This is a genomic window from Wolbachia endosymbiont (group B) of Eupithecia inturbata, assembly GCF_964030915.1.
Classification (GTDB): domain Bacteria; phylum Pseudomonadota; class Alphaproteobacteria; order Rickettsiales; family Anaplasmataceae; genus Wolbachia.
This window is the reverse complement of record NZ_OZ034987.1, coordinates 667,102-690,723: the sequence shown is the minus strand read 5'-3', so window position 1 is coordinate 690,723 and position 23,622 is coordinate 667,102. Positions and strand designations below refer to the sequence as shown.

General features: G+C 34.6%; 21 protein-coding genes and 4 pseudogenes. 8 read left to right on the top strand and 17 right to left on the bottom strand.

Translation table 11 applies throughout. The features are described 5' to 3' along the window. Positions 1-59: 59 nt before the first annotated feature. The 6 genes from ACQH21_RS03385 to ACQH21_RS03360 all read left to right on the top strand — a co-directional run bounded on the left by ACQH21_RS03385 (position 60) and on the right by ACQH21_RS03360 (position 10,348). On the top strand, positions 60-980 hold the full coding sequence (locus ACQH21_RS03385; RefSeq protein ID WP_264337290.1) for an Rpn family recombination-promoting nuclease/putative transposase: 921 nt from the start codon (positions 60-62) through the stop codon (positions 978-980). Positions 981-1,125: 145 nt separating this feature from the next. Further along, positions 1,126-2,571, top strand: coding sequence for a cytoplasmic incompatibility factor CifA (locus tag ACQH21_RS03380; RefSeq protein ID WP_319606848.1), 1,446 nt, complete (start codon positions 1,126-1,128; stop codon positions 2,569-2,571). Between the two features lie 53 nt (positions 2,572-2,624). Next, positions 2,625-5,957, top strand: coding sequence for a cytoplasmic incompatibility factor CifB (locus ACQH21_RS03375; RefSeq protein WP_425384490.1), 3,333 nt, complete (start codon positions 2,625-2,627; stop codon positions 5,955-5,957). 799 nt (positions 5,958-6,756) lie between these two features. Further along, positions 6,757-7,404 carry a hypothetical protein gene (locus tag ACQH21_RS03370; protein ID WP_425384095.1) on the top strand — a complete coding sequence of 216 codons (648 nt, stop codon included), beginning with the start codon at positions 6,757-6,759 and terminating at the stop codon, positions 7,402-7,404. A gap of 87 nt (positions 7,405-7,491) precedes the next feature. Further along, the gene (locus ACQH21_RS03365; protein WP_425384094.1) at positions 7,492-8,193 is read left to right on the top strand and encodes a hypothetical protein; all 702 of its coding nucleotides are present in this window, start codon (positions 7,492-7,494) and stop codon (positions 8,191-8,193) included. 148 nt (positions 8,194-8,341) lie between these two features. Continuing rightward, positions 8,342-10,348: an ankyrin repeat domain-containing protein gene (locus ACQH21_RS03360; RefSeq protein WP_425384093.1), complete on the top strand. Its 2,007-nt coding sequence runs from the start codon at positions 8,342-8,344 to the stop codon at positions 10,346-10,348. 297 nt (positions 10,349-10,645) lie between these two features. Here ACQH21_RS03360 and ACQH21_RS03355 read toward each other — a convergent pair whose 3' ends face one another. The 15 genes and pseudogenes from ACQH21_RS03355 to ACQH21_RS03285 all read right to left on the bottom strand — a co-directional run. Continuing rightward, on the bottom strand, positions 10,646-10,789 hold the full coding sequence (locus ACQH21_RS03355) for a hypothetical protein (RefSeq protein ID WP_230609241.1): 144 nt from the start codon (positions 10,787-10,789) through the stop codon (positions 10,646-10,648). Positions 10,790-10,882: 93 nt separating this feature from the next. Next, positions 10,883-12,358, bottom strand: a complete 1,476-nt coding sequence (locus tag ACQH21_RS03350) for a recombinase family protein (RefSeq protein WP_264374781.1) — start codon at positions 12,356-12,358, stop codon at positions 10,883-10,885. Then, entirely contained in the window at positions 12,351-12,791 is a 441-nt protein-coding gene (locus tag ACQH21_RS03345; protein ID WP_264374782.1) for a DUF2924 domain-containing protein, read from the bottom strand. Before ACQH21_RS03345 ends, ACQH21_RS03350 begins: the two co-directional genes overlap by 8 nt. Before the next feature lie 4 nt (positions 12,792-12,795). After that, positions 12,796-13,260: an ankyrin repeat domain-containing protein gene (locus ACQH21_RS03340; RefSeq protein ID WP_425384092.1), complete on the bottom strand. Its 465-nt coding sequence runs from the start codon at positions 13,258-13,260 to the stop codon at positions 12,796-12,798. A gap of 38 nt (positions 13,261-13,298) precedes the next feature. After that, the gene (locus ACQH21_RS03335; protein ID WP_425384091.1) at positions 13,299-14,018 is read right to left on the bottom strand and encodes an ankyrin repeat domain-containing protein; all 720 of its coding nucleotides are present in this window, start codon (positions 14,016-14,018) and stop codon (positions 13,299-13,301) included. A 168-nt stretch (positions 14,019-14,186) separates the two neighbouring features. Further along, positions 14,187-15,353: a phage tail protein gene (locus ACQH21_RS03330; protein WP_425384489.1), complete on the bottom strand. Its 1,167-nt coding sequence runs from the start codon at positions 15,351-15,353 to the stop codon at positions 14,187-14,189. A 263-nt stretch (positions 15,354-15,616) separates the two neighbouring features. Continuing rightward, positions 15,617-16,417 carry a baseplate assembly protein gene (locus tag ACQH21_RS03325; RefSeq protein ID WP_226080699.1) on the bottom strand — a complete coding sequence of 267 codons (801 nt, stop codon included), beginning with the start codon at positions 16,415-16,417 and terminating at the stop codon, positions 15,617-15,619. A gap of 2 nt (positions 16,418-16,419) precedes the next feature. Beyond that, entirely contained in the window at positions 16,420-16,755 is a 336-nt protein-coding gene (locus ACQH21_RS03320; protein WP_264374786.1) for a GPW/gp25 family protein, read from the bottom strand. Between the two features lie 2 nt (positions 16,756-16,757). After that, positions 16,758-17,004, bottom strand: a pseudogene (locus ACQH21_RS03315) (PAAR domain-containing protein). Next, positions 17,001-17,465, bottom strand: coding sequence for a phage baseplate assembly protein V (locus ACQH21_RS03310; RefSeq protein WP_047759504.1), 465 nt, complete (start codon positions 17,463-17,465; stop codon positions 17,001-17,003). Before ACQH21_RS03310 ends, ACQH21_RS03315 begins: the two are co-directional and overlap by 4 nt. Further along, positions 17,452-17,925 (bottom strand): hypothetical protein, encoded by a 474-nt coding sequence (locus tag ACQH21_RS03305; protein WP_253308731.1) that lies wholly within the window; start codon positions 17,923-17,925, stop codon positions 17,452-17,454. The genes ACQH21_RS03310 and ACQH21_RS03305 overlap by 14 nt, the downstream gene beginning before the upstream one ends. After that, positions 17,922-18,422, bottom strand: a complete 501-nt coding sequence (locus ACQH21_RS03300; protein ID WP_264374787.1) for a phage tail protein — start codon at positions 18,420-18,422, stop codon at positions 17,922-17,924. The genes ACQH21_RS03305 and ACQH21_RS03300 overlap by 4 nt, the downstream gene beginning before the upstream one ends. A 1-nt stretch (position 18,423) precedes the next feature. Further along, a complete protein-coding gene (locus tag ACQH21_RS03295) occupies positions 18,424-18,729 on the bottom strand; it encodes a head-tail joining protein (RefSeq protein WP_214303342.1) in 306 nt (101 codons plus the stop codon). Positions 18,730-18,811: 82 nt separating this feature from the next. Continuing rightward, on the bottom strand, positions 18,812-19,816 hold the full coding sequence (locus tag ACQH21_RS03290) for a major capsid protein (RefSeq protein ID WP_214303341.1): 1,005 nt from the start codon (positions 19,814-19,816) through the stop codon (positions 18,812-18,814). A 25-nt stretch (positions 19,817-19,841) separates the two neighbouring features. Next, positions 19,842-19,949 (bottom strand): annotated as a pseudogene (locus ACQH21_RS03285) (head decoration protein); the annotation flags it as partial. A gap of 85 nt (positions 19,950-20,034) precedes the next feature. On the opposite strand from ACQH21_RS03285, the gene ACQH21_RS03280 reads away from it, so the two are divergent. Continuing rightward, positions 20,035-20,907 carry an IS982 family transposase gene (locus ACQH21_RS03280; RefSeq protein ID WP_425383942.1) on the top strand — a complete coding sequence of 291 codons (873 nt, stop codon included), beginning with the start codon at positions 20,035-20,037 and terminating at the stop codon, positions 20,905-20,907. A gap of 14 nt (positions 20,908-20,921) precedes the next feature. Here the strand turns inward: ACQH21_RS03280 and ACQH21_RS03275 are convergent. Both ACQH21_RS03275 and ACQH21_RS03270 read right to left on the bottom strand, forming a co-directional pair. Beyond that, positions 20,922-21,191: pseudogene (locus tag ACQH21_RS03275) on the bottom strand (head decoration protein); the annotation flags it as partial. 142 nt (positions 21,192-21,333) lie between these two features. Then, positions 21,334-22,365, bottom strand: coding sequence for a S49 family peptidase (locus ACQH21_RS03270; RefSeq protein ID WP_264377087.1), 1,032 nt, complete (start codon positions 22,363-22,365; stop codon positions 21,334-21,336). Positions 22,366-22,449: 84 nt separating this feature from the next. On the opposite strand from ACQH21_RS03270, the pseudogene ACQH21_RS03265 reads away from it, so the two are divergent. Then, positions 22,450-23,603, top strand: a pseudogene (locus tag ACQH21_RS03265) (IS3 family transposase). Positions 23,604-23,622 lie beyond the last annotated feature (19 nt).

Sequence of the window (23,622 nt, the reverse complement as noted above, 5' to 3'; positions counted from 1 at the left end):
TAGTTGAATATTTCTTCAGAATTGTGTATAATTATTAATGCTTTTTAGGTACTCTTGCTATGGCTCTCTCGAAGTTTCTGGATCCCAAGAATGATGTCGCATTTCGCCGTATCTTTGGCACTGAAAAGAATAAAGACATCCTCATTCACTTTCTCAATGATATTCTGGGTTTTACTGGCAAAAATGAAATAAAGGATATAGAGTTTTTAAGTACTATTCAAGACCCTGATATTGCCTCTAAAAAGCAAAGCATTGTTGATGTATTATGTAGAGATTCCACGGGGGTGCAATGGATTATTGAAATGCAGGTCGCTAAAACCAAAGGCTTCGAGAAACGTGCCCAATACTATGCTGCTAAAGCCTATTCAAGACAAGCCGATAAAGGTGATCAATACCAGGACCTTAAGGAAATTATCTTTATTGCTATAGCAGATTGTATTTTATTTCCTGATAAGTCTGAGTACAAATCAAAGCATACTATTCGCGATGAAGATACTAATGAACGTGATCTAAAAGATTTTTACTTTATATTTATTGAGTTGCCTAAATTTCCAAAAACAAAAGAAGATCAGCTTTCAAGTATAGTTGAAAAATGGGTCTACTTCTTTAGATATGCAGATGAAACTAGTGAAGAAGAGCTAGAGAGAATAATAGGAAGTGATCTAATAATTAAAAGAGCGTATGAAGAATTAAATAGGTTCAACTGGTCAGAAAAAGAATTTATAGCCTATGAACAAGAGATAAAGCGTATTCGTGATGAACAGGCTGTCCTCGCTCAAAAACTCGATGATGCCACTCAAAAAGGTAGACAAGAAGGTAGACAAGAAGGCATCCAAATCGGCCATGAAAAAGGCAGAAAAGCAGAGAAAATTGAGGTTGCAAAGAATCTACTTAAAGCAGGAGTTTCTATTGACATTATAACTCAAACTACTGGTCTTTCTGTTGATTATATTGAGAAAATTCAAGAAAAGAAGTTTTAGCCATAACGTTTTTTTATTAAACCCTCTATTCTGGTAATTTTAATATTGCAATCCATTCTAATTTCTGTATAATGCCTTTTTTACATGACACTGTTAATACTTAATAGGGGGGATAATGCCAACACAGAAAGAGCTTCGGGCTACGATGTCCAAAAAATTACAGGAAGCTATTAAACATCCAGATCCAGCAGTTGTTGCCGGGAGGAAGTCAGCTATCAAGAGATGGGTGGGAGTCCTTCAAGATAACTTTATGGAGCACATAAAATACTTTAAGGGTGATAAGTTGAAGTTTTTGCACAATGTATTTCAAGATGAAGGTTGCTGGTCAGGTGTAAGGTTGGATAATGCTGCTTTAGGTCAAAGGTTTACTGAAGAAAAAATAGGTGGAATAGATAATCCACTTCGCAAATATGAGATGGCTTGTAGTTACTGTGTAGTGGATAAAATTCATCCTCTCTTTCAAAAAAGATTTGAATCTTATAGGAACAAGTTTCCTCCTGGTGCATTTGATGGTAAAACTGAAACTGAATTTGGCAAATACGTACGAAACTCGTTACTAGATAGCATAAAGAGGAAAGGTCCTGTATTTGATTTCTGGATCGATAGAGAATCTGGGGAATTAAAGAAGTATGATGCAGTAGAAGGTTTTGACAGTGCTGTAAAACTTAAGTGGAGTGAAGGGGTAGAGTATTTTTATAATCATTTAAAAGAAGAAGATAAGGAAAAGAAGCTCACAGAAGCTATTCTTGCTCTTTCTCGCGTTCAATCTGTTGAGAAAGACGCCCCTATTTTAGATTTTTGTGTAAATAAGATAGTCGATAAAGATACTCTTTTACAGAAATTATCACAGAAAGATAAAGGAGTATATTCCCTTTTTGCTGAATTAATAGAGTCATGTTTTTTTGATACGGTTCATGATTTGGTACAGTGCTGGTGTTATAAAGAAGTTTCAGCAAGAGGAGACTGTTCGGACAAAATATTCTCACAGCGAGACTATGAGCTTTTTCTTTCCTCTCTTTCAGATGTGATGTTGAAAAATCCTGAATCAAATGTTCAAGCTAGATCTCTTATTATGGAATTTTGGGAATGTGGTAGCTTGTATCAATACAGAAAAGCTGCTGTTAATACTTCTAATTATACAGTTCCTACAAGTGGTGTATTTGCAGAGTTAATAGTCAATTGGAGACGAGAAGACATTTATAAGACTGATGAAGAAAAAGAAATAGAGAAAAAAGAAATATTAGATATGATGTCATTTGCCAAAGATTGCTTTCCTGAAAAGTTTGAGCTCTTTAAAAAACTAATAATAAGAGACCTTAGATTATGCGGTAGGGAAGGTAAAAGAGTAAATGTAGATTACGGTCTGTTTGCAGAAGAATTATTCTCTGAGTTAGAGAAAACAATTTTACCACCTGGTCCTGTAGGTGATGGTCCTTGCAGTAATTTGCGATCACGATCTAAAGCTCATGGTAGTAAGAAAACAACTTTGCCAGTTGATGATAGTCCGCAGTCTGAGCTTGGAACTCCTAGTGTAAGTGGTGTTTCTTCTTATAAGAAAAAAAGCGTCTTTACGCTTAGTGGTAATAAGTAATCCACTTATGAACTCTTGGTGTTTCTGGTCGTAGTAAATAAGGGGTATTTTGTATGAGTAATGGTGATGGACTTATTAGGAGTTTGGTGGATGGAGATCTTGAAGGATTCAGACAAGGATTTGAATCTTTTTTAGATCAATGTCCATCTTTCTTGTATCATGTAAGTGCAGGTCGTTTCCTTCCTGTATTCTTTTTTAGTATGTTTTCTACTGCACATGATGCTAATATCTTAAATGCAAATGAGAGAGTCTATTTTCGTTTTGATAACCATGGTGTTAATCCACGTAATGGTGAAAATCGAAATACGGCAAACCTAAAAGTTGCTGTTTATCGTGACGGACAGCAAGTTGTCAGATGCTACAGTATTTCTGATCGTCCTAATAGTGATGGGTTGAGGTTCAGTACAAGGGAGAGAAATGCTCTAGTACAAGAGATTAGACGGCAAAATCCAAATTTAAGGGAAGAAGACCTAAATTTTGAGCAATACAAAGTATGCATGCACGGAAAGGGCAAGAGTCAGGGAGAGGCAATTGCAACGGTATTCGAGGTAATTCGTGAAAAAGATCGTCAAGGTAGGGATAAATTTGCCAAATATTCAGCATCTGAAATCAATCTTATTAGACGGCTCTTAGGAGATCACAGACTAACAATTAAGGAAATAGAAGGAAGACAACTCAATCAAAATCAGCGTAGACAACTTGGTAGGTTGGTCAATTTTGCGCAAGTAGCACAGGGTCAACAAGGAATTGATAATTTTATGGAAATGCTAGCGAGTGATAGAAGACAAGATGTAAGAGATAGAATACGCAGAGAAATTTTGCCATACATAACTGACATCTATAATAATTACAGACAAGTACTGGAAAATAATATTGAAAATCGCAATCAAAGATTTGAGGGTCACGGGTTTTTATTAGGTTTCTTAGCAAATTTTAGTCATCGCTACACAATAGGCATCGATCTTGATTTATCTCCTAGAAACACACATGTTGCATTTCTTGTACGTCATCAAGCAGAAAGAGAAAATATTCCTATTGTTATTAATCTTGCTATATTTGACACACCGTCAGATGTTACATTAAACTGTGCCATAGGCTACGCTGGAAGGTTACACACTTCTTCATTTATACCTATCCATACTGAATCAAGAAATACTGTCTGTGTTGGATTAAATTTTAATTTAGATCTAGATCCTTTTAGTGTTGATACAGTAGAACTTCAACAGGATAGATTTCCTTTAGTACAAAGATTATTTGAGTGTTTGGAGAATGAAGGCATTAGAGAAAATGTTAGAGATTTCTTGCTTCACCATCTTCCTGCTGAAATACCAAGAAATGCAGAGAATTATAATAGAATATTTGATTGCATAACTGGCTTTGCTTTTGGAAGTAGTGCTTTTGATAGGCACCCTTTAGAACTAGAAGAGGAAGACGAAGCACCTATAACAAAGTACATATTTAGACATGGTGATGAGGGTTTAAGATGTTTAACTATGGTCTTTCATGCTGAAGGTTCTGATATAGTTATACTTCATATTAGAGCTCACGATGCACGACAACAAGGAGCAATCAATTTACAAGATCTTAATATGAATGGGAATAATGTTCATGTATGGGAAGTTTCATACACACTTAATAATCAACTTTACTTTAATATTCATACAGGTAACCTTGGTTTATATCACAATTACCAAAATAATAATGCAAATAATTTTATTGGTGGTAATCTTGTGAAAGTCCCTAATGCTGGAAATGTGTATAATGCCTTAGATCAATTTTTAAATGATGGCTGGCAAGATCAAGCTCAGTATCAAGAATTATTGAGAAACATTTCTGCAGTATTAATGCCAGAAAATATGAATGGTAATGCAATAATAGATGTAGATAGCGAGGACAAGTTTCGGTCTATATTGTATGGTGTGTTTTATAATTGTGACGATATTTGTAAAGTAGTTTCTAGGTACAAGATAAGTCAAATATGTATTTCCGACATAAGAATGGTAGGAAAAATAGTGGAGCGAGTAAATACAAGAGTTGCAGAGCATAGATTAGATCTCCTAGTATCAAGTCAACCTACAGAGAATGATTCAGATGTTCACTCAATTGGATTTATATTAGGATTTGCTAATGATCAAAGGGTAGTAGAACAACAGGAAAGTAATACAAAACAGAAGATGCGTAAATTTGTGAATGAAATGGAAAGACGTAGGTCACTTTCTATTTGTGGAAGTATGATTTTATCTTATGCTGTACTTAATAGAGGTGCACAGGGAGCAGAGAACCTTATATTTCCACATAGAAATAAACTTGACTCCAGTCGTGCTTCAGGACCCGGTGGAAGGACAGAAAGAATTGTAAGGCTAGAAGATGATATTTTACCCCTAGTAAATCTGCATATTCAAAATAGTATAATGGGTCTTAATTCGATAGAAAATGTGCATGATATACTCACACTAGACTTTGCAACAGATAATCGTTACTATCATTATTGGCTTCAAGAAAGGGATATATGTTCTGCTGCAAGGACAACACTATATAACTTACAGCTTGTTCTGCATAATAATGTGCTCTTTAGCACACTACCTATAGGGTGGATAAATGATTATTTGCAAAAGTTGCAAAATCATATTAGCAATAAAGAAATGCAAAACAATGAAATATTGATATCAAATTTGATTGTTAATATAGATGGCAGCCATTGGGCTACATTAACTATTGCCTTTCAAAATAGGAAGTATTATGGGTATTATGCTAGTTCAACTGGTGGTAACGTTCCGGATAAGCTAAACAATCTTATAGTAAATGGTGCTCCTGTTCCAGTCCATAATGTTCTTGCTGACCAGCAAGACAATGCGTTAGTACAGCAGAGAGATGGCCATAATTGCGGTATCTGGGCATTAGAAAACGCCAGAGATATTAGTCAAGCTTTACAACGAAATGGTGATCTTGGAGAACAAGGTAGAGGTGTGTTAGATGAAATGCGTGATCTTCTTACGTTAAATGTTCCAGGCCTGGATAATATAGTTGATCCAGACAATCTTAGAAATGGACAATACTTTCAAGAGCGGAGAAGAGCAATCTCAAGAGAATTTCAAAACATTGATAATATTCACGAATTTCCTGAGGAGGAGCATTTACTCAATAGAAGGGTTGTTATATCATGTCAAAGGCTAAATGAAATTCGTCAATTACTATTAAGTTTTTTAGAGCGCCAATATCCAACGCATGGGGTATGGCACCAGCAACCACAAGGAGGGAAAGGACCACCTATGTCACTTAGTGTTAGTGATATAGGCAATTTTGGTAACCCACAATCTACCTTAGAAGATCCTAAAGCTAGTAATATCTCTGATCTTAGCAAAGGTAAAAGTGGCAGGCAGAGGTAACCGGTTGTGAAGGGAGTGTAAAAAAAACTTACATATCAAGTTATTTGAAGGAAAATCTTAAATGAGCAGCCGTTAACTTTACAGTATATAGTGTTAATAAATTTAAATAATATAACCATTTCCGGCGCTCAAAATCAGCAGTGTGAGAAGAGTTTGTTTTGGAATGAATTGGTCTACCAAGTGTACCATACGAACTTTTTAATATAGTGATTTTGCTATACACTAAAACTAGCCATATTAGCCCATTTTATCCATATCTACATACGAACTGGTTTGCCTAACTTTGTTACAATAATTTAAACCTTCTATTTTTATAACCTTATTTTTACGTGGTTTATTCTCACAAATATACGATCTTTTTTGCAATTTTAGAAAGAGTCAATAATTCAATTCTTTATAACACTAGCTAGCATGGTATCTTCACTAAAATATTTTTTTAAAAAGTTAGTTGACTTATAAATAATTCTCTACTAATACTGGCATGTGTTTGTTTATTCTGCTGAAGTTGCTCCATGCAGATTTGCTGTAAAAACTTCAGCAGTTTCCGTACTCCTTTAAAGCATAATCCATCATGCTCTTATAGTAGTGATATCAAATATAGGTCTTAACCATGTTGATTTATAGTAAAATTAGCTCGAATTTGGAGTCATAAGCAACTTTTAACCTCTCTATATACTCCATTGTTACTCACCATAAAAACTTAACAAAAATATGAGTAGTAAAAAGATTGTGTTGAAATTAGCTTGACCAATATTATATATTGTACATAATATATTCTATATCTAGGCTAGGAGGTAGTATGGGTACAGAGTCAGTAAAATATGTTGTAGAATCTATCAGTGAACAAAAGCTAGGAGAGGAATTAAATACTGAGCCATGGCATTCAAAAATTGAGCGTAATAGCAATGAGGGAACAACGCCTGAAGATGACATAACAGATTTAGATGATTATAGTTTGTTTGTTCAAGGAATAAGTAATCGTTCGGAATGTTATGACCTTGATCAGAGACATGAAACTAGGGAGGCTGTTGACACATGTGTAAAACATACATTGTCGTATCAGAGTGAAACTGATGATAGTGATTTATATTGGAAAAATTACCCTATTAGTCCAAGAGACTCTGCTTTAATTAAGTTAGATCTACTACTGACTGAAAGTGAGAGAAGTCTAATTGATGAATTTCGTAAAGAGTTAAAAGATGTAGTAACAAAAAATGATCAAGGTTATAGGGATAAGCATGAAAATTTTACAAACACTGCTTTAGAGCGTATAGAGTGCATAACAAATAAATATTTGCAAAAAGGGATAAGACTCAATTCAAAATATAACGATGATAAGTATACTATAACAAGTTTAATTTTTAAGGAAATAAGAAATATCCCTGATAGAATACGACAGCATAAGGGATTACCACCTTATGAGAGTTTATCAGACGATAGACTATAAACAAGTTTAGTTTCTAAGGGAATAAGAGATATTCCTGCCTACGAGGGTGTATCAGATGATAAAAATATAGGTATTATACGCAATATCATGAGTAATTTACTATTAAAAGGTGGAAGAGTAAAATGCAGTTCCTTTTATGATGATAAGTTATTGTATGCAACTTATGGGTTCAGTTATGAGATTTTTGCAGAATGTGAAGAAATTGATAACAAGCTAAAAAGTGTAGCAGATGAAGGTATTATAAACAGTAGTGCCCAAGGCAAAGCTTTACACGTAGAAATGGATAATGGATATTTTTATGTAAAATATTCGCAAGATAGCACTGTTGAGGTTGCAAAAGTTATAAATAATCCAAAAGTGAAAGATTTAAGTTTTAGACATCATATATTTCATGTTGGAAAGAGTATAGTAAGAGTTGAAAATGTAGGAGGAAAAAGAAATTATACAGACGTTTTAGAAGGTGGCATTGAAATGTCTTTTACTACTGAAGTAGGAAAGATTAGTATTCATCTACGTTCTAGTGATAAAGACAACAATAAAATTGAAGTAAAGATAAGTGACGATGACAAGAAGAAACTTGATCAATTAAAAGATAAGGAAGAAATAGGAGAAAATTGCTTACTTGGTGGATATTCAGTACATGATGCGATTAAACGAGGATATTTTGAAAAACATGAAACACTACGTCAATCTTCTGAAAAAATTACCTTATCTAATGAAAAGAAAAAAAATAGTTGGTGTGAGATAGTAACAAATTCAAAACAGACAACAAGCCGTACTGTAGGGTAAATGCTACACTGCTTGATTGTCTAAAGATCTTATATTACTCACCATAAAAACTTAACAAACGACATAAGTAGTAAAAAGATTATGGTTATTGACTTAATGTTACATATCGCATACAATGTATCATATATCTTAGCTTAGAGGGATAAGTATGGGTGAGTCTACTGGGATAGTAAAATCTATCATCAATCTACTAAAGCCAAAATCCAAATCAGAACTATATGATTTCGAATATGAGTCCATTATAGAACATCTATCATCTAAAGAGCATTTATTAAATGAGCTGATGAATGATATGTGGTACTCAGGAGACTTACCATCAGTTAGAAATCATAATGAACTACCTTCTTTAATTGATAGCAAACTTGGACTAAGCGAGCAAATTTGTGTTTGGTTTGCTCTAGATCATGACCTTACACCAAGTCAAAAAAATTTAAACAAAAAGTTACTTAGTGCTCTAAAATGTTTAGCTTCTAACTGTGGTTCATTTGATAATACTGAGCCCCTTGAAGAATTTTTATATGATAATAGAAACAATAAAGATTTAAAAGTAATTCTTAACCTAAGAAGAGGAGAATCTCAATCAACAGTATTGCATGCAATTGCAGGAGCAAATATTGGTGGATTTCGTCGCATAGGAAATCAGGCTATAGATTTACTCTTAGAAGCAGGCGCAGATCCTAACATACAAGATAATAAAGGAAAAACACCATTATGCCTTGCTGCTGCCAAAGGTCATTACGATAATACAAACTCTCTCCTCTCAAAAGGAGCTAACCCTAATATAACAAGTAGAAAGGGTAAAACTCCACAACAAATAGCAACTAATAAACTCTGCTATAATATAGAAGAATTATTTTTAACTGATAAACAGAAAAAGATGAATAAGGAATTGTATGACTTACTTGCACTAGATTCAGACTGCACTAAAAATTTAAAGGAGTTTTTAAGTAAGCATAAAAGAGACTCAGACCTAAAAGTGGTGCTAAATATTCGGCACGGAATGGGTGAGTCAAAAGTGTTCTCATATGTTGAACGTTTTGCTTGGGACAATGAAGATCTTGCTCAAGAGTTAAGAAAAATATTTCTAGAAGCAGGAGCATTAGATTATGATAAAAATATTATTTATCGTCAGCAAAAGAAAGGACAGGTCAGTAAATTACTCGTTAATTTAACCTCAAATCAAAAGGAAAAGTTAAATGAGTTTTCTGATAAGGTGTTTCAGGCTCAAAACATGGCTGAACTTGAAGAGATTGTAAACGATGCTATAAAGTCTGGTGTACGATTAAACTATTCTCTTTCACAAGATTTCTTTTCAGGTAATGAATACACTTTTACCGATTATGTGATGAAAAAAATCAGTGAGTTGGAAAAAAATCCTAAAGTTGCTAGTAATATAATATGTCAATTAGTATCAAAAGGGGCAGTGTTTGGTAATACAGTTGATGCTAACACACTGACACCAGAATTTAAAGAGCATAAAACTAACCTAAAAAAAGCTTATAGAGATTATGTTAGCAATTCTCATAAGTTTATTGAAATCGCAAAAAATGCAACCAATAGCGAGCTAAAAGATGTAAGAGTAGACAACTCCGTTTTTTACTTAGAATATTCTAAAGATAGTAAAATAGACATTATAAAGATAACAGATGGGACAAGGGATTTAGGTCTAACCGATGGGGATGTAAAGTGTGGAAGAAATATAGTAAAGATCGGTAAAAGTGAAGTAGAAATTAAAACTGAAGATGGCATAAGGAATTACACAGATCTTACAGAAGGCAGCGATATAGTATTAACTTTCTATACTAGTTTGGGAGAATTAGAAGTTAGGTTATATCCTGATGAGAAAAATAAAAATTGGATAAAAGTAGAGGTGAGTGAAGAAGGCCTACTTCTACTTGATAAAATAGAAAGTTATAATGAAGCAATAGAAGATTGTAATGAGGGAATAGAAAATTATGAAGAAATAGGACAAAATTGCTTACTGGGAGGTTTATCAGTCATTGAAGCCATAGACCGAGGTGTTTTTGCTAGATCTGGTGGGTTAATGCGTCCTGAATTAATAAGCGAATCCAATAAGCAGAAGGGTTCATGGGTAAAACGTGAAGAATTAAGAAGAGTTTCTGATTCTAGGGAAAAAATTGCTAATTTACCATAAAAGTTGAAAATTATTATTTAAATATAAATTACTACAGTTAATAAATTATTGCAAAGGAGTCGAATCGATATCAATAATCTTTTAAGAATACTCTTTTATGTTGTTTTTCAGGAAAATGAGATGTCATTGTACAGGAGCTGGCCACAAGGTGTATTTTCAGGATATGAGACTGTATTAAAACACGATTGGCTGAGCCGACCTTTTACAGAATTTTTTTTCCAGATCTATAGCTCTTTTCACAATAATCCAAATAAATCATAATATGCTACTGGCCTACTATAGCCATAAACACATATCTTACCCTGTTCGGACTACTATAAGAAAAGCTATACTATTAAAATATGCAGCTAAATTGTATACATTGTCTACCACTGTTGCATCTAGTATGCTAAAATCTTCATCATCTATATTAATATTTTCGCATAATTGATTTTGTAACATCGACTTACATCAATCTCAATATCTTTTGGCATGGCCCTTTGTAGCAGCTCCTTCTTGCACATACTCTTTTCAATCTCCCGTTGCTTTTGTAAATTAAGATGCTAATCCATAAAATTTCTCTAATTGCTCGCTCCACAACATCGGTATTTCTTTCAAATCAGATAGCTTCAAACCTCTTGGCTGTCTCCCATTTACTATGTCTTCCTTAATCTTTGGTGCTAAATAATTCAACCTTAAAATTTGTTGTATACGTCTTGTACCTATATTAATTTTGGCACTCAGCTCTCCTACACTTGCATATTTTCCCTCTTCTAGCTGCCGTTTCCACAGATGAGCTCTCACCACTGCTTTCAGTAGCGCATTATTTGTTTTTCCTTCTGGCTCTACTACTGTGCATTTGTTTCCTTTCTTCTTCATTGGTATAAATTTTTCCTCTGATTCAGAACATACTTCTATTCCATCTTCTTTTACCATTACTCCCTTTATTAACTTTTTCACTACTTCTTTCTGTTCTCTGAAACTTAAATTTTTCCATTCTTCTCCCCATTTTTCATATAGCTGCTCTGTCTTTCTCATTACTTCTTTTTCCACCTCTCCCGCTACTATAGTTCTGTTTATTGATTCACAACCTTTTCCCCTTAAATGGTTATTGCACACGTAATATCGGTACCTTTTATTTTCTTTTTTTGCATACGTTAGTGTCATATTTACACCACAGCTCTTGCACTTAATTATTCCCCTAAGCAATGCTTCCTCATATTTTGCTTTTCTATATGGTTGATTCTTTATCAATTCCTGCGCTTTTTGCCATTTTTCTTCCTCTATTATTGCTTCATGCTTTCCTTCATACTCTTTCTCATAATGTCTTATCTTTCCCACATATATTGGATTTGTTATTATTCTTCTCACCGTCGCTTTCTTAAAGATATCTGATTTTGTTCTGTAACCTTCTCTATTTAACTCTCTTGCCAACTCTGCCATTGACTTCAACTCCAAATATCTTTCAAATATGTGCCCTACTATTTTCGCTTCTTTTTCATTTATTATTAATTCTTTATCTTTTACATCATATCCAAGCGGCAAAGTTCCTCCCATCCATAGTCCGTGTTCTTTTGATGTTGCTATTTTATTTTTTACTCTCTCTACTATCATCTCTCTTTCTAGTTGTGCTGCTCCTGATAATACCGTTTGTACAAACTTTCCCATTGGCGTATTATTGTCAAATATCTGCGTTACTGCTACAAAATTTACTCTATGCCTTCTAAAAAATGACGTTACTTCGATGCTGTCTTTTGTTTCCCTTGATAGCCTATCTAATGTATATACTACTACACAATCTACTTCTCCTTTTTTTACATCTTCAAATAATTCCTTTATTGCTGGTCTTTCTAAATTCTTTCCTGAGAAACCTCCATCGTCGTACCTTTTGGCCAATGCTACCCAGCCTTCTTTGCTCTTTATGTACTTCTCACATGCTACTCGTTGCGCATCTAAACTGTTAAACTTCTGCTCTAGACCGTCTTCATTTGACTTTCTCGTATATATTCCACATCTTATCCCTTTACACATTTTCCTTTCCCTTTTGATCACGCAAACCAAATAGGAGCGGCCCATTGTAACTCATTCCCATTATTTTCCCGGCTACTGCTGATAATGATGTGAAAAATTCTTCTCGGTAGATTAAACCCTTATCTGTTACCATTACCGCATGCGTTTCTTCCCCTCTCTCTAATATTAGCTCTGTTCCTGCTACTGGAAGTTTGTCACTACTTATTCTTTTTCCCTTCTCTAGCCGATCTGCCAGATACTCTAGTCTTTTTGCACCTTTTCTTGACATCTCCCCGTACGCTTTTTCCTGCATTCTATAAGCTAATCTTGGTATCAGATATTTCTTTGAGTATCTAGGTGCTTCTTCCACAAATACCTTCTTCCATATTTTTCTCAGCTCATTCAAAGGTTTTTTCTCTAAATTCATTACTTTCTTTTCTATTTCTTTCTCCATATTTTTAGCCCTTCATAAATAGCTTCTCAATTCTGTCTGTTTCTTTCTTCAACACCTTGGTTACTTCTTTGCTATTTTTCGCATAATCCATTGCTTTCATTCCAAATTTATCTGCTTGCTCTATTTCAGCCCCTGCTTTTACTAGCTCCTCCACTATTTCCACTTTCCCCACCATACATGCAAGGTGCAATGGAGTGCATTTATTTCCATATTCTTCCGCATTTACATTCGCTCCTGATTTTATCAATTCTCTCACGGTTTCTAGACGTTTCTCCGTTACCGCTAGATGCAGTGCTGTATATCCTTCCGCATCTGCTACATTCACATTCGCTCCTTTTTCAACTAATAACTTCACTGTTTTTGCGTCTACCGCGTAATGCAGAGCTATTCTGTCTCTTGCATAAATATTTTTATATGAGTTCTCTGATAATTCTTTTGCTGATTTATTAAATTTGCCAAGCTTTAACATAATCCACCTCACCTTTTCTTTAAAATCAAGTCCCCTTTTTAAGCCTTTCTTCCTACTACATTTTCTACCTCATCTATCATTTCATTCACTTGGCTGATTATCTTGCTTGCTAAATTTTGACATTCTTCCTTTATTAGTGATTTGTCTCTCTTCCTTATTTCTTCTATCTTTATTATTTTTAACTCCGGTAAATAACTCCTATTCAACATGTCTGCTATTTCTCCCACTAGCCTCTCTATTCCATAGCAGGTCAGTTCTCTACTTTTTGTTACTCCACCTTTTTCTCTCAAAAATTTGCTTGCCTTTTCACTTTCTTTACTATCACACAGACAATACTTTTCACTTTCCCATATGTAATACATTGGTGTTGCACCATATTTATTCAGTTGATTAACCTCAGCTCCTGCTTTTACTAGCTCTTTTATTATTTCAACTCCTGCTCCTCCCATCTTGCACGCAGAGTGGAGTGGCGTACATCCACTGACATATTGAGTAGCATTTACTTCTGCTCCAGACCTTAGCAGCACTTTTACATTTTCTAAACTTTTTGCGAATACTGCACAGTGTAGTGGCGTATAACCATTTTTATCTCTTGCATTAACCTCTGCCCCTTTTTTTATTAATAATCTCACTGTTTTATAATCGGAGATTTCTACTGCTTGGTGCAAGATCGTCTCTCCTTCTTCATCTCTTTTATTAATATTCTTAAATCTGTTACTTGCTACTTCTTTAAAAAACTTACTCTTGCTAAAACTCATTTCATACCTCACAAAATTAGCTTTTCTAGCGCCAGACAAATTTCTTATATTTACCTGCTGCTATTCAAGTCATGTCCTTTTTAGCATGAGAAAGCAAGTCCTTTTCTTTTTATTTAATACACTTTTACCTATTATTAATAATATATATGAGGATCTAAATATAAGTACTTAACTTATTATAGATATTACTTGACTATTTTTCCAACTTCTGTGCAAATGTCGATGTTCGTGCCACTTCAGTACTCCCGGGTAAAATACTAAAATGTAATTTTCTAATTCGTGTATTGAGTCTTTTTGCTCTGAATCTAAGTCGTTTTTATAGTAAACATTGTGTTCTGCTAAAACATATTTTCTGACCTTCTGATCTGTATAATTTTCTACTTTGTAACGATGGATAATGCTGAATCTTTCTAAAATTGGCTTGTGTTTTAGATTCCAATATTGCCCTGAAAGTTTATCGTTTCCTAATACAAATTTATTTCCTTTTTCTTCTACGCTACTAACTGGAAAACATGCGTTTATTTCTCCTAAATTCCAACTGTCTGATAATACTATCTGTGCTTTTGCAAACTTGATTTCTGGTAATAAACTCTGTAGTAGTGGATATAGTGCTTTTAAGTTGTACCACAAATGCTCTCTTTCATAGATGCCCTTATAATCCTTTGTGTGAGGCTCGGTTTCTCCAAGGATTGCTACATCTAGGCGATATATATCATTGCTTAAAGCTCGTTCATAATGATCGCGTAGATAGTTTTCTATAATCCTAATAACTGGACCACTAGACCTGAAAAAATTTACTCTTCCAAACGATAATACTGGTCCATCTTTTTCAACTTTTCTACCTGAATAGTCTGACAATAAGCTGCCGAATAAACTTTCATCTAAAATAAACCTATCAACGTTATGGTGATCATTGAAAATCCTCATTAGCCTTGATCTTGCTGGTAATGATAGTTTTGCAAGTTCTACTACTGCATCTACGAAGAAGTCATTTGGTACCTCTTTTATCCCTACTTGCAACTCAAAAAAGTGTTTACCGGGTGGTTCTTCGATGATTGTAATGTCTTCTATATTTGCCCACTTGAGTGCTATTTTAAGTGATTTAGGTGTTCCTCGCAGTCTTTGAAATTTTACTCCTTCTATTACGGCTTTTCTTCTATCTTTTACCCAACGCAGTATCTCTTCTAAACCATATTCCTCAATCAACCACGGCAATATTTTTTCCCCTAGGCTAAATTTAAATCCTCTTATCCTGCTTGGATCAACTTTATAATCGATTGCATTAACCAGTGCTTGCTCTTGCTTTGTTGCGTTTGGCGGTAATAAACTTTTCATTTGTCTTTTCTTTCAAGTTGCTTTAATTTCCTTTATTTAGGTAGCTTATGAGTAACCAAGAGATCATTGCAAAAAAATAAAGATGTTCTTAATATCGAAAACACTCTCCATAATATTTGACCATATTATCCATACTTTAAAAAACAAGTTACAACTTCTGGAAGAAAATCAATACTTTCGTCTCCCTAACATTGGATCCAGTGAACCTTAAACCACTTATTGCACGCAATCCCCTCACTGGCACAAAACAAAAAAAATACGTTTTAAATCCTATCTAACTTGACGTGGCCAAGCACTGCACACTCATTCCCCAATACCACAACATCCTCTTTTGGTTCTATTAATTCTACGTTTTCTACACCCTCTACAAATAGATTCGCTATTATCCACGATCTTGTTACACTCCATCCCAGCCTTCTACTTTCTTCAAACTTCTTAATAAATTGCTTCTTGATTTCTTCCTCTGATATTATAGGACTTATGCTCATTCTGCTGTGAATATCTATTTCCGTAATATTGCAACCTATCACTGTTACTGTATCGGTTAAAACCCTTATATCATCTCTAGTAACCTGCTTTTTTACAATTTCTAGTAGCTCTTCTGACACTATGCCAGTTGTGGATAATTGTGTTGATAAGATTGAAATTTGTACTTTCCCTGGTATAGTTGATTCCACTAGTGCATCTTTTACTCTACTATCTGCTGACAGTGCATGATATCGATAGTGTTCTTTGCTTCCACACGTGCTTGAGCCCACTATTTTTGCTTTAATTCTTTTTCTAAATCGTTCATCATCTTCTTCTTTCTGCCTCTCTACTCCATAAAATTCAGCCAAATTATCAAGATCTTCTCCCCTTGCAAATTTCAGTAAATTACTCTTTACTGCTTCGTTCATCCTTTGTCTGAGCAAAAGTTCTCGCCAGGCTGCTACCTCCAGAATCTTTATCGCTGGATCGGATTCTACTAACGCTGAAAAGGTTTCATCTCTACACACTAACTCCTCCTTCATTCTGGAAAAGATTTCCTCATAGCTTAGTTTTTCAATAATATTAGATGTCTGCATTTCTAAACAACTATTCCACTAATACCTATGAATTTGCCTTCTGAAAGATACATACCTTCAAGTACAAGAGTCATTTTTCCTTCTTTAGCTTCAGCAATCTTTACTTTTTCTAACTTAAATCTCTTCTCAAATTTCCCCAGTGCTTCTGCTGTTGCTGCATAGATTTCCAAAGTTAAATCTCTATTTATTGGCTTATCTACTAATTCAAATAATCGAGAACCATAATCTCTTCTCATTACTCTACTGTTAATAGGAGTGGTCAGTATATCAATTATCGACTGCTTTAAGTGCTCTATTCCTTCTAACGCTTTTCCTGTTTTAGCATCCATACCCTTCATTTCTATTTTGCAAAAACGCTTTCACTGCCTTTTATTACTTTAAACCCACATATCTCCTACTCTTCCTACACTAAGACCATTTGCAAACACTGTTTTTGATCCTTCAGTTAATGCTCTTCCTTCACTAAAACTGTCTCCTTGTCTACATATTGACTTACCGTTTACAAAAACATTATTACTTCCGCTAATGCAGAAATGTGGTATAGCTTCTCCACAGTAGTCTCCTAACCTCACTATTCCTTTGTTCAATTTAAGTCGATCCTTTCTGCTTTCAGTTTTATTCCACTTTTTGTCATTTCTATCTCTGATTTTCCTACTTTGAAATTTAATTTATCCACTACAGAAATTTCAAGATTCTTGCTCTCTTTGTCATACAATAACTTTGTTCCATCTTGAAATACTAAACTGTTAATCATTTCACTATTCTCTGGAGCAGAATAATTTTGCTGATATATTCCAGCTAGTACTACTCCTAATGATAACTCTCCCAATGGTGACAATATTACTACCTGTTCATTTATGCTTGGTGGTAGCCAGCTTCTTTCCTCTCCTGCTCTAGAAGTTATCCATGGAAGAAAATCTGTTAAAAGTTCTCCTATCTTCACTCTTACTTTTGCTTTCTCATAATCTACTTCTTTTACAACTCCTATTCGTACAATATTTGCTAACTTTCTTTGCAGCTCTGAAATAGCAAAATTACTCTCTAACATTTTCTTCTATTATAATCGTATGTGGCTTAATCTTATTTTCTGTCCATATCGATTTACCTAAATGAAGCTGATGACTCCAATCAACCATCCACACCAAATATGCATCTAATTCGGGTCTAAATCCGTCAATTTCTGCAGAGATAAATTCTCCTGGTGAAACATTTTTTATATTCCATGTATTTTTGTTTACAACTTTTGCCACCTCGGCAGCTAATGTTCTGACAATAAGAGGAGCATTTTCGATTGTGCTATCAACTACTATTCTAGCTTCAAATCTTGCTTTCAGAGCTAATTCTTCTGTTCCTGGATCTTTTCCTTGCTCTAGACTTGATAATTCTATAAATACTGCCGGTGCTACTAATTCTTTCCTTATTGCTGGATATACTTCGCATGTTTGTATCGCAGAAATTTCTTTCTTCAGCGTGGTACAAATTTTATCATGTAAATCTTTCAAATTCATCCTTTATAGCTCAATTCACGTTCAAAAAATTTTGTAAACACTTTCTCAACCTCATAATTAACAAGATTTCCTATTATCCTTGAAGCCTCAGGTTCGAGTGGCAATTTAACTTCCTTTATTGGCAATGCTGCTCTTCCTTCACGTTTAAACATACCGCTATTTCCTTTTGGCATAACTGCTGCAAATCCTCCTATAAACTCATGCTTTCCTACTTTCGATCCTCTTCTTGTTTTTTGTATCTTGCCAATTGTCGATGCTCTAATGTCATAGAGATTTGCTCTAATCAACACGTCTAATCTGCTAGTTTTCGCCTTAAAAATTCTTAATCTCTTTCTTATCAAACTTAATTTTATCTGCTTTTCTTCACTGATTTCCTTAGCTGCTTGCGCTTTTAACCATAGTGCCGTTTTGTTTAATGCCTTTACCGTTGCTAATTCTACTTTTCTTCTTTTAGCATTTACATTTTCTATTACCTCAACTTCTATATGAACAGACATTTTACACCCCAGACGCTTTTATTTTCCACGTTATTCCAGACTTGTCTCTAAGTGGCGGTGAGTGTACTTTATATCTTCGATCACCTATAACAAAAACATCTCCTACTATTGGCCTTAACACATCAAACGCACTTACTTCTAACGCTAAAGTTTCTTCCACAAATTGTCCTTCACCAATCTCGTATAATTTATCTGGCTGTTGCTTTAATACTTGTACCATGTATGACTTATCCTTTGATTTATACAAAGCCACTTCTCCTAAATGGGCAAAACAATCTTTTAGTAATCTCTTAATATTCTCTTGCATTCTTTCATAAGTATGCTAATAAGGTATATACTAGTAGAGTCCTCTTGTGCCTCACCAACTTGTAGTTACTCTACCAGTATTGTTATGCTGCAACGACTTTTACTAATGTTCCTGGTCTGTGGCACACTGGCAGAGGATTTGACTGTGTATGTAAATCAGTTCCTCTATCAAACCTCCTTGGCTCTTGTTTTGCATATAGTGGCTGTCCAAGGGTATTTACTGTCTCATTAAAGTCTGCTGGTGCAAAATATGTTGTAAATGTACTTGCTGTTCCTACTGGAAAACAGTGCCCTGTATCTCTTTCTATAAATCTTCTCACGGTTCCTTCAGGATCAGTTGCTTGCCCTCTATATTCCTCAAATGTGATTCCACAGAACGTAAACCCTGACCTCATATCATTCCGAAGCGCTGCTCCTTCTTGCCATCTTTCATATGCTTCTTTTACTTTAGTATGAGAAGTAAGTGCATCAAAAAACTCAGGGCTTACTAAAGCATGAATCCCGGTCATATATTCACCACTTAAGTTGTCTTCAATATGCCGCAATACTTCCAGACACTTACGTTTTACATCTGTTGTTGCTGTTCCAAGGGCAAAATTTACTACTTTTGGTGTTATTTTAAATTCGTTGTACAGATTTAATAATTCTGACCCATCAGCATCTAAAATTATTCCTTTCAGCGCTCCCATACGCAAATGCTCCAACGTTATTGCATGTTTATTTCTCATTAGCTGCAAATGGTCAGTTATTACATCTGCCAGCGCTTTCAGTTCACTCTCTGATCCAAATGCCCTTATTCCTTGTACTTCTTCTGGTAACACCACATCATCATGAGGAATATGAGGAATGGTAAATGTCCTTACCTTTCTTTTACCACGTTTTCCTACTGTTGCTGGTGCCCCTGGTACTTGCGTTGGTAGTAGACTTAAAACTCCATTATGTTCTTCTATTGTAATATGTCTAAATCTTACTGACCTACTTGGAAACAAATTTAGATTTTCAACTCGTCCATAATTTATCGGCAATATATTCATCGCATTTGTTAGTGCCGTCATGCTAAATGCTGTATTTGTAAATGGATTTTGCATTCTTTTTCCCCCTTATTAATTTAAGTTACACTCCCTTGCGGACAATGATCCCTCGTCCTTCAAGTTGCTTTATTGCTTCAGCTTTCTGTTCTTCAGTGATATTTGCTGGCCACACAACTGCATGATCTGCTAACCCCAGTTGCGGATTAGAAATCAGTGAAAAAGCCAGGAAAATAGGGTAACCTCGGAAAATTATTTACAAAATAGAGAGGTTACCAATGAATGAAAATATAACAGAATTATTTTGCCTGATCGACGATTTTTGCAATTCAGTTGACAAGAATTTTGCAGAAAAACTTCTACCAAGTAGCAAAAAACCAACCAGGACGCCAGAGATTACGCATTCAGAGATTCTTACCATAATATTGCTATATCACCAATCCAAGTGCGACAATTTTAAAATTTTCTATGTGCATTATTTGAAATTATTATACGAATCAGCGTTTCCAAAATTGCCATCCTATAGTAGGTTTATTAGGCTAAAATCTAGGGTTTTATGGTATTTAGTGCTCTTAATGCAATGGTTTTGCGAACAGTCAAAAGTGACAGGGATTTCGTACATAGATGCAACATCTATCGCTGTTTGCCATCCAAAAAGGACCTCGAGAAATAAAGTTTTCAAAGGGTTGGCAAAGATTGGAAAGACTACCTATGGGTGGTTTTTCGGTTTTAAACTACATCTAGTAATCAACGAAGCTGGCGAAATTCAAGGGGTTACGGTGACAAAAGGCAACATTGATGATAGAAAACCTGTGCCAAATTTAACTCAGAAATTGACTGGATTATTGTTTGGAGATAAAGGATATATCAAAAAAGATCTTTTTCACGAATTATTCGATAGAGGGTTAAAGCTTGTAACCAGTATAAAAAAGGGTATGAAAAACTCATTAATGGCGCTAAATGAGAAGATTTTGTTAAGAAAAAGATCGATTATTGAGACAGTTTTTGGCTCTCTGAAAAACAACTTTGAGATTGAGCATACAAGACATAGATCACCGATAAATTTTTTGGTACACATTTTTTCTACGCTTGTTTCATATTCCATGCAGCCGAAAAAGCCCTGCATTTCTAAGCTTTACTTCGTTGGCTAATCCGCAACTGAGGTTGCTAGTATTGCACCACGAGTAATAATTACTGCTTTGGCATTTTCTGTCGCATTTACATCACTTACTATTGCACCTATTGCTGTTTGTGTGCCATCTGTTCCAGCAGGATTAAGTACTCTAATAAAACCATCTTCCGTCTTTTTGGCAACTACTGCACCAAGCTTAAGATTTTGACCTTTAGCTACTGTTATTTGGTCTCTTGAATATAGGTTGGACACTTCATATTTCAGAAGATCGCCTAAATTATTTCCTTCAGTTATACTTATCATGTCTTTTTCTCTCCTTTTTTTATTTTTTTTACCGCCGTGTTTATAACTGCTATACACTGCGGTTATTACCTTATAATTAGCCATTATGGCGCATTTTGGACACTTATTTACCGCAGAGCACTATATATGGCGGTTATAAAATTTAAATGCACCGACTTTTCGCTACCTGTGTCATCAAATCTTCCTGCGAATTCTGTGGTATTGCACTCAGTATCTCTGTCTTCTTCGTTCTCTCTGCAAGTAATTCCATTAAAACCTCCCTTGCTTGCTCAACACTTACGCCCTGCTCAATAAATTCTCCTATTTTCTCTGGCATTCGTGATAAGTTACATAAACGTATTAATTCAACAACTTCAGTACGATACTTAGTTAAATTATCAGTTTCTAGGTCAGTTGTAGTTTGTTTATTCATAGTATTTTCTCCTTTGTTAATAAATTCAAAAAATGTTGTAACTCCATCTGCAAGACCTATTTCTACTGCTTTCTCGCCAAAATATAGACCTGCTTCTGTTGATCGAATCTTTTCAATTGAAAGACCTCTGTTTCTTGCTATTAGCTGCACAAACATTTCATATAGTCGGTCTACTTCTTTTTGTAAGCTTTCCAGACTTTCAGACGTCATTGGCTCATGTGGATTTAAATCATTCTTTCTCTTGCCTGCAAAAATAGTTGTGTATTTTATTCCTTGCTTTTCATCAAAACCGCTTTGGTCAATGTGACTTGCAATAACACCTATACTTCCAAAACCAGAGGTTCTACACACAAAAACCTTTTCAGCGCTTGAAGCTATAGCATATGCAGCAGAGTACGCATCATCATTTGCTATCGCTATTATCCTCTTTTTTGCTCTTGATTCATAAATAAAATCAGCTAGGTCAAAGACACCGTTTACTTCTCCTCCTGGACTGTCTATGTCAAGTAGAATCGTTTCTATGCTTTTATCTTCTAAAGCGCTCTCTATCTCTTCATGAATATTTTCATACGAAGTCATATCTAAAATATGATCAAAAGCTTCTGTTTTTTTTGTCAAAACTCCATAAATACGTATTATTGCTATTCCTTTTGGGTTTATATGAAAATGCTTTAAGTTCTTAAAGATAGGTTGTTTGCTATTATATAATGATAATAGTTCAAAGCTTCTTCTCTCTACCATTACTGGTTTATTTATCCACATCACCTTGACCTTACCCAGAAAAAGTAGACAGAAAGTTAAGACGTTTTTGAAGTAAAATAAAACGTTTTTTCAAAGAGGTGTGGTATGACAAAAAGAAAAGAATATACAGCAGAATTCAAAATTGAAGCTATAAGACTAGTAAAAGAAACAGGTCAATCATCAGCAAAAATAGCAAGAGATTTGGGTATTAGCGGTGATTCATTAAGCAGATGGGTAAAAACATACAATGATAGAATGTCTGGAGTAGATGCGTTTCCAGGAAAAGGGAAAGTAGCTCATTGTGACAAAGAAAAGTTTGATTTAAAGAAAGAGCTGGCAAGAGTAACGAGGGAAAGAGACATTTTAAAAAAAGCCCTGGGATATTTTGCAAACCAAAAAGAGTAAAATATTCTTTTATAAAAGAACATGAAAACTGCTATAAAATACGGGAATTATGCAGATTTTTGAACGTATCTGCTTGTGGTTATTATAAATGGATTACTAAGGAAAAAAACAACAAAAAATCAATAAGAGAAGAGCTCATACAAGATATTCAGAAGGTATATCGAGCATCACAATGCAGATACGGAGCTCCTAAAATTCACGCTGAATTAAAGGCTTTAGGTAAAAATTATAACATCAAAACAGTGCAAAATGTTATGCAGAAAAATGGCATTCAAGCTAAGCTTAGACGAAAGTTTAAAAGTAAAAAACCACAAATAGACAATAGAGTTATAACTCCTAACATATTAAATCAGAATTTCATCGCTGATCAACCTAACAAGATATGGGTAACTGATATTACGTACATAAAAACTAATGAAGGATGGTTATATTTGGCAGCAATAATAGATTTATATTCACGCATGGTGATTGGCTGGTCAATGAGTAATGCAGTAAATAGGCAATTAGTTATAGATGCGTTATTCATGGCTATTGGTAGGCGCAAATCTGCTAAAAATCTACTATTTCATAGCGATCAAGGATCGCAATACACCTCTAAAAATTATCAATTTTTACTAAGTACAAAAAATATTACTTCTAGTATGAGTCACAAAGGTTGTTGTTATGATAATGCTGTTTCAGAGAGCTTTTTTAGTTCACTTAAGAGAGAGTTACTCATTGATACTTCACAACACTCTGCACAACAAGCTAAAACCGCAATATTTGAATATATAGAAATTTTTTATAATAAACAGCGTAGACATTCTACTATTAACTATTGCATTCCTGAGCTTTTTGATTCATCATTCTCATAGCAAAAACGTCTTAACTTTC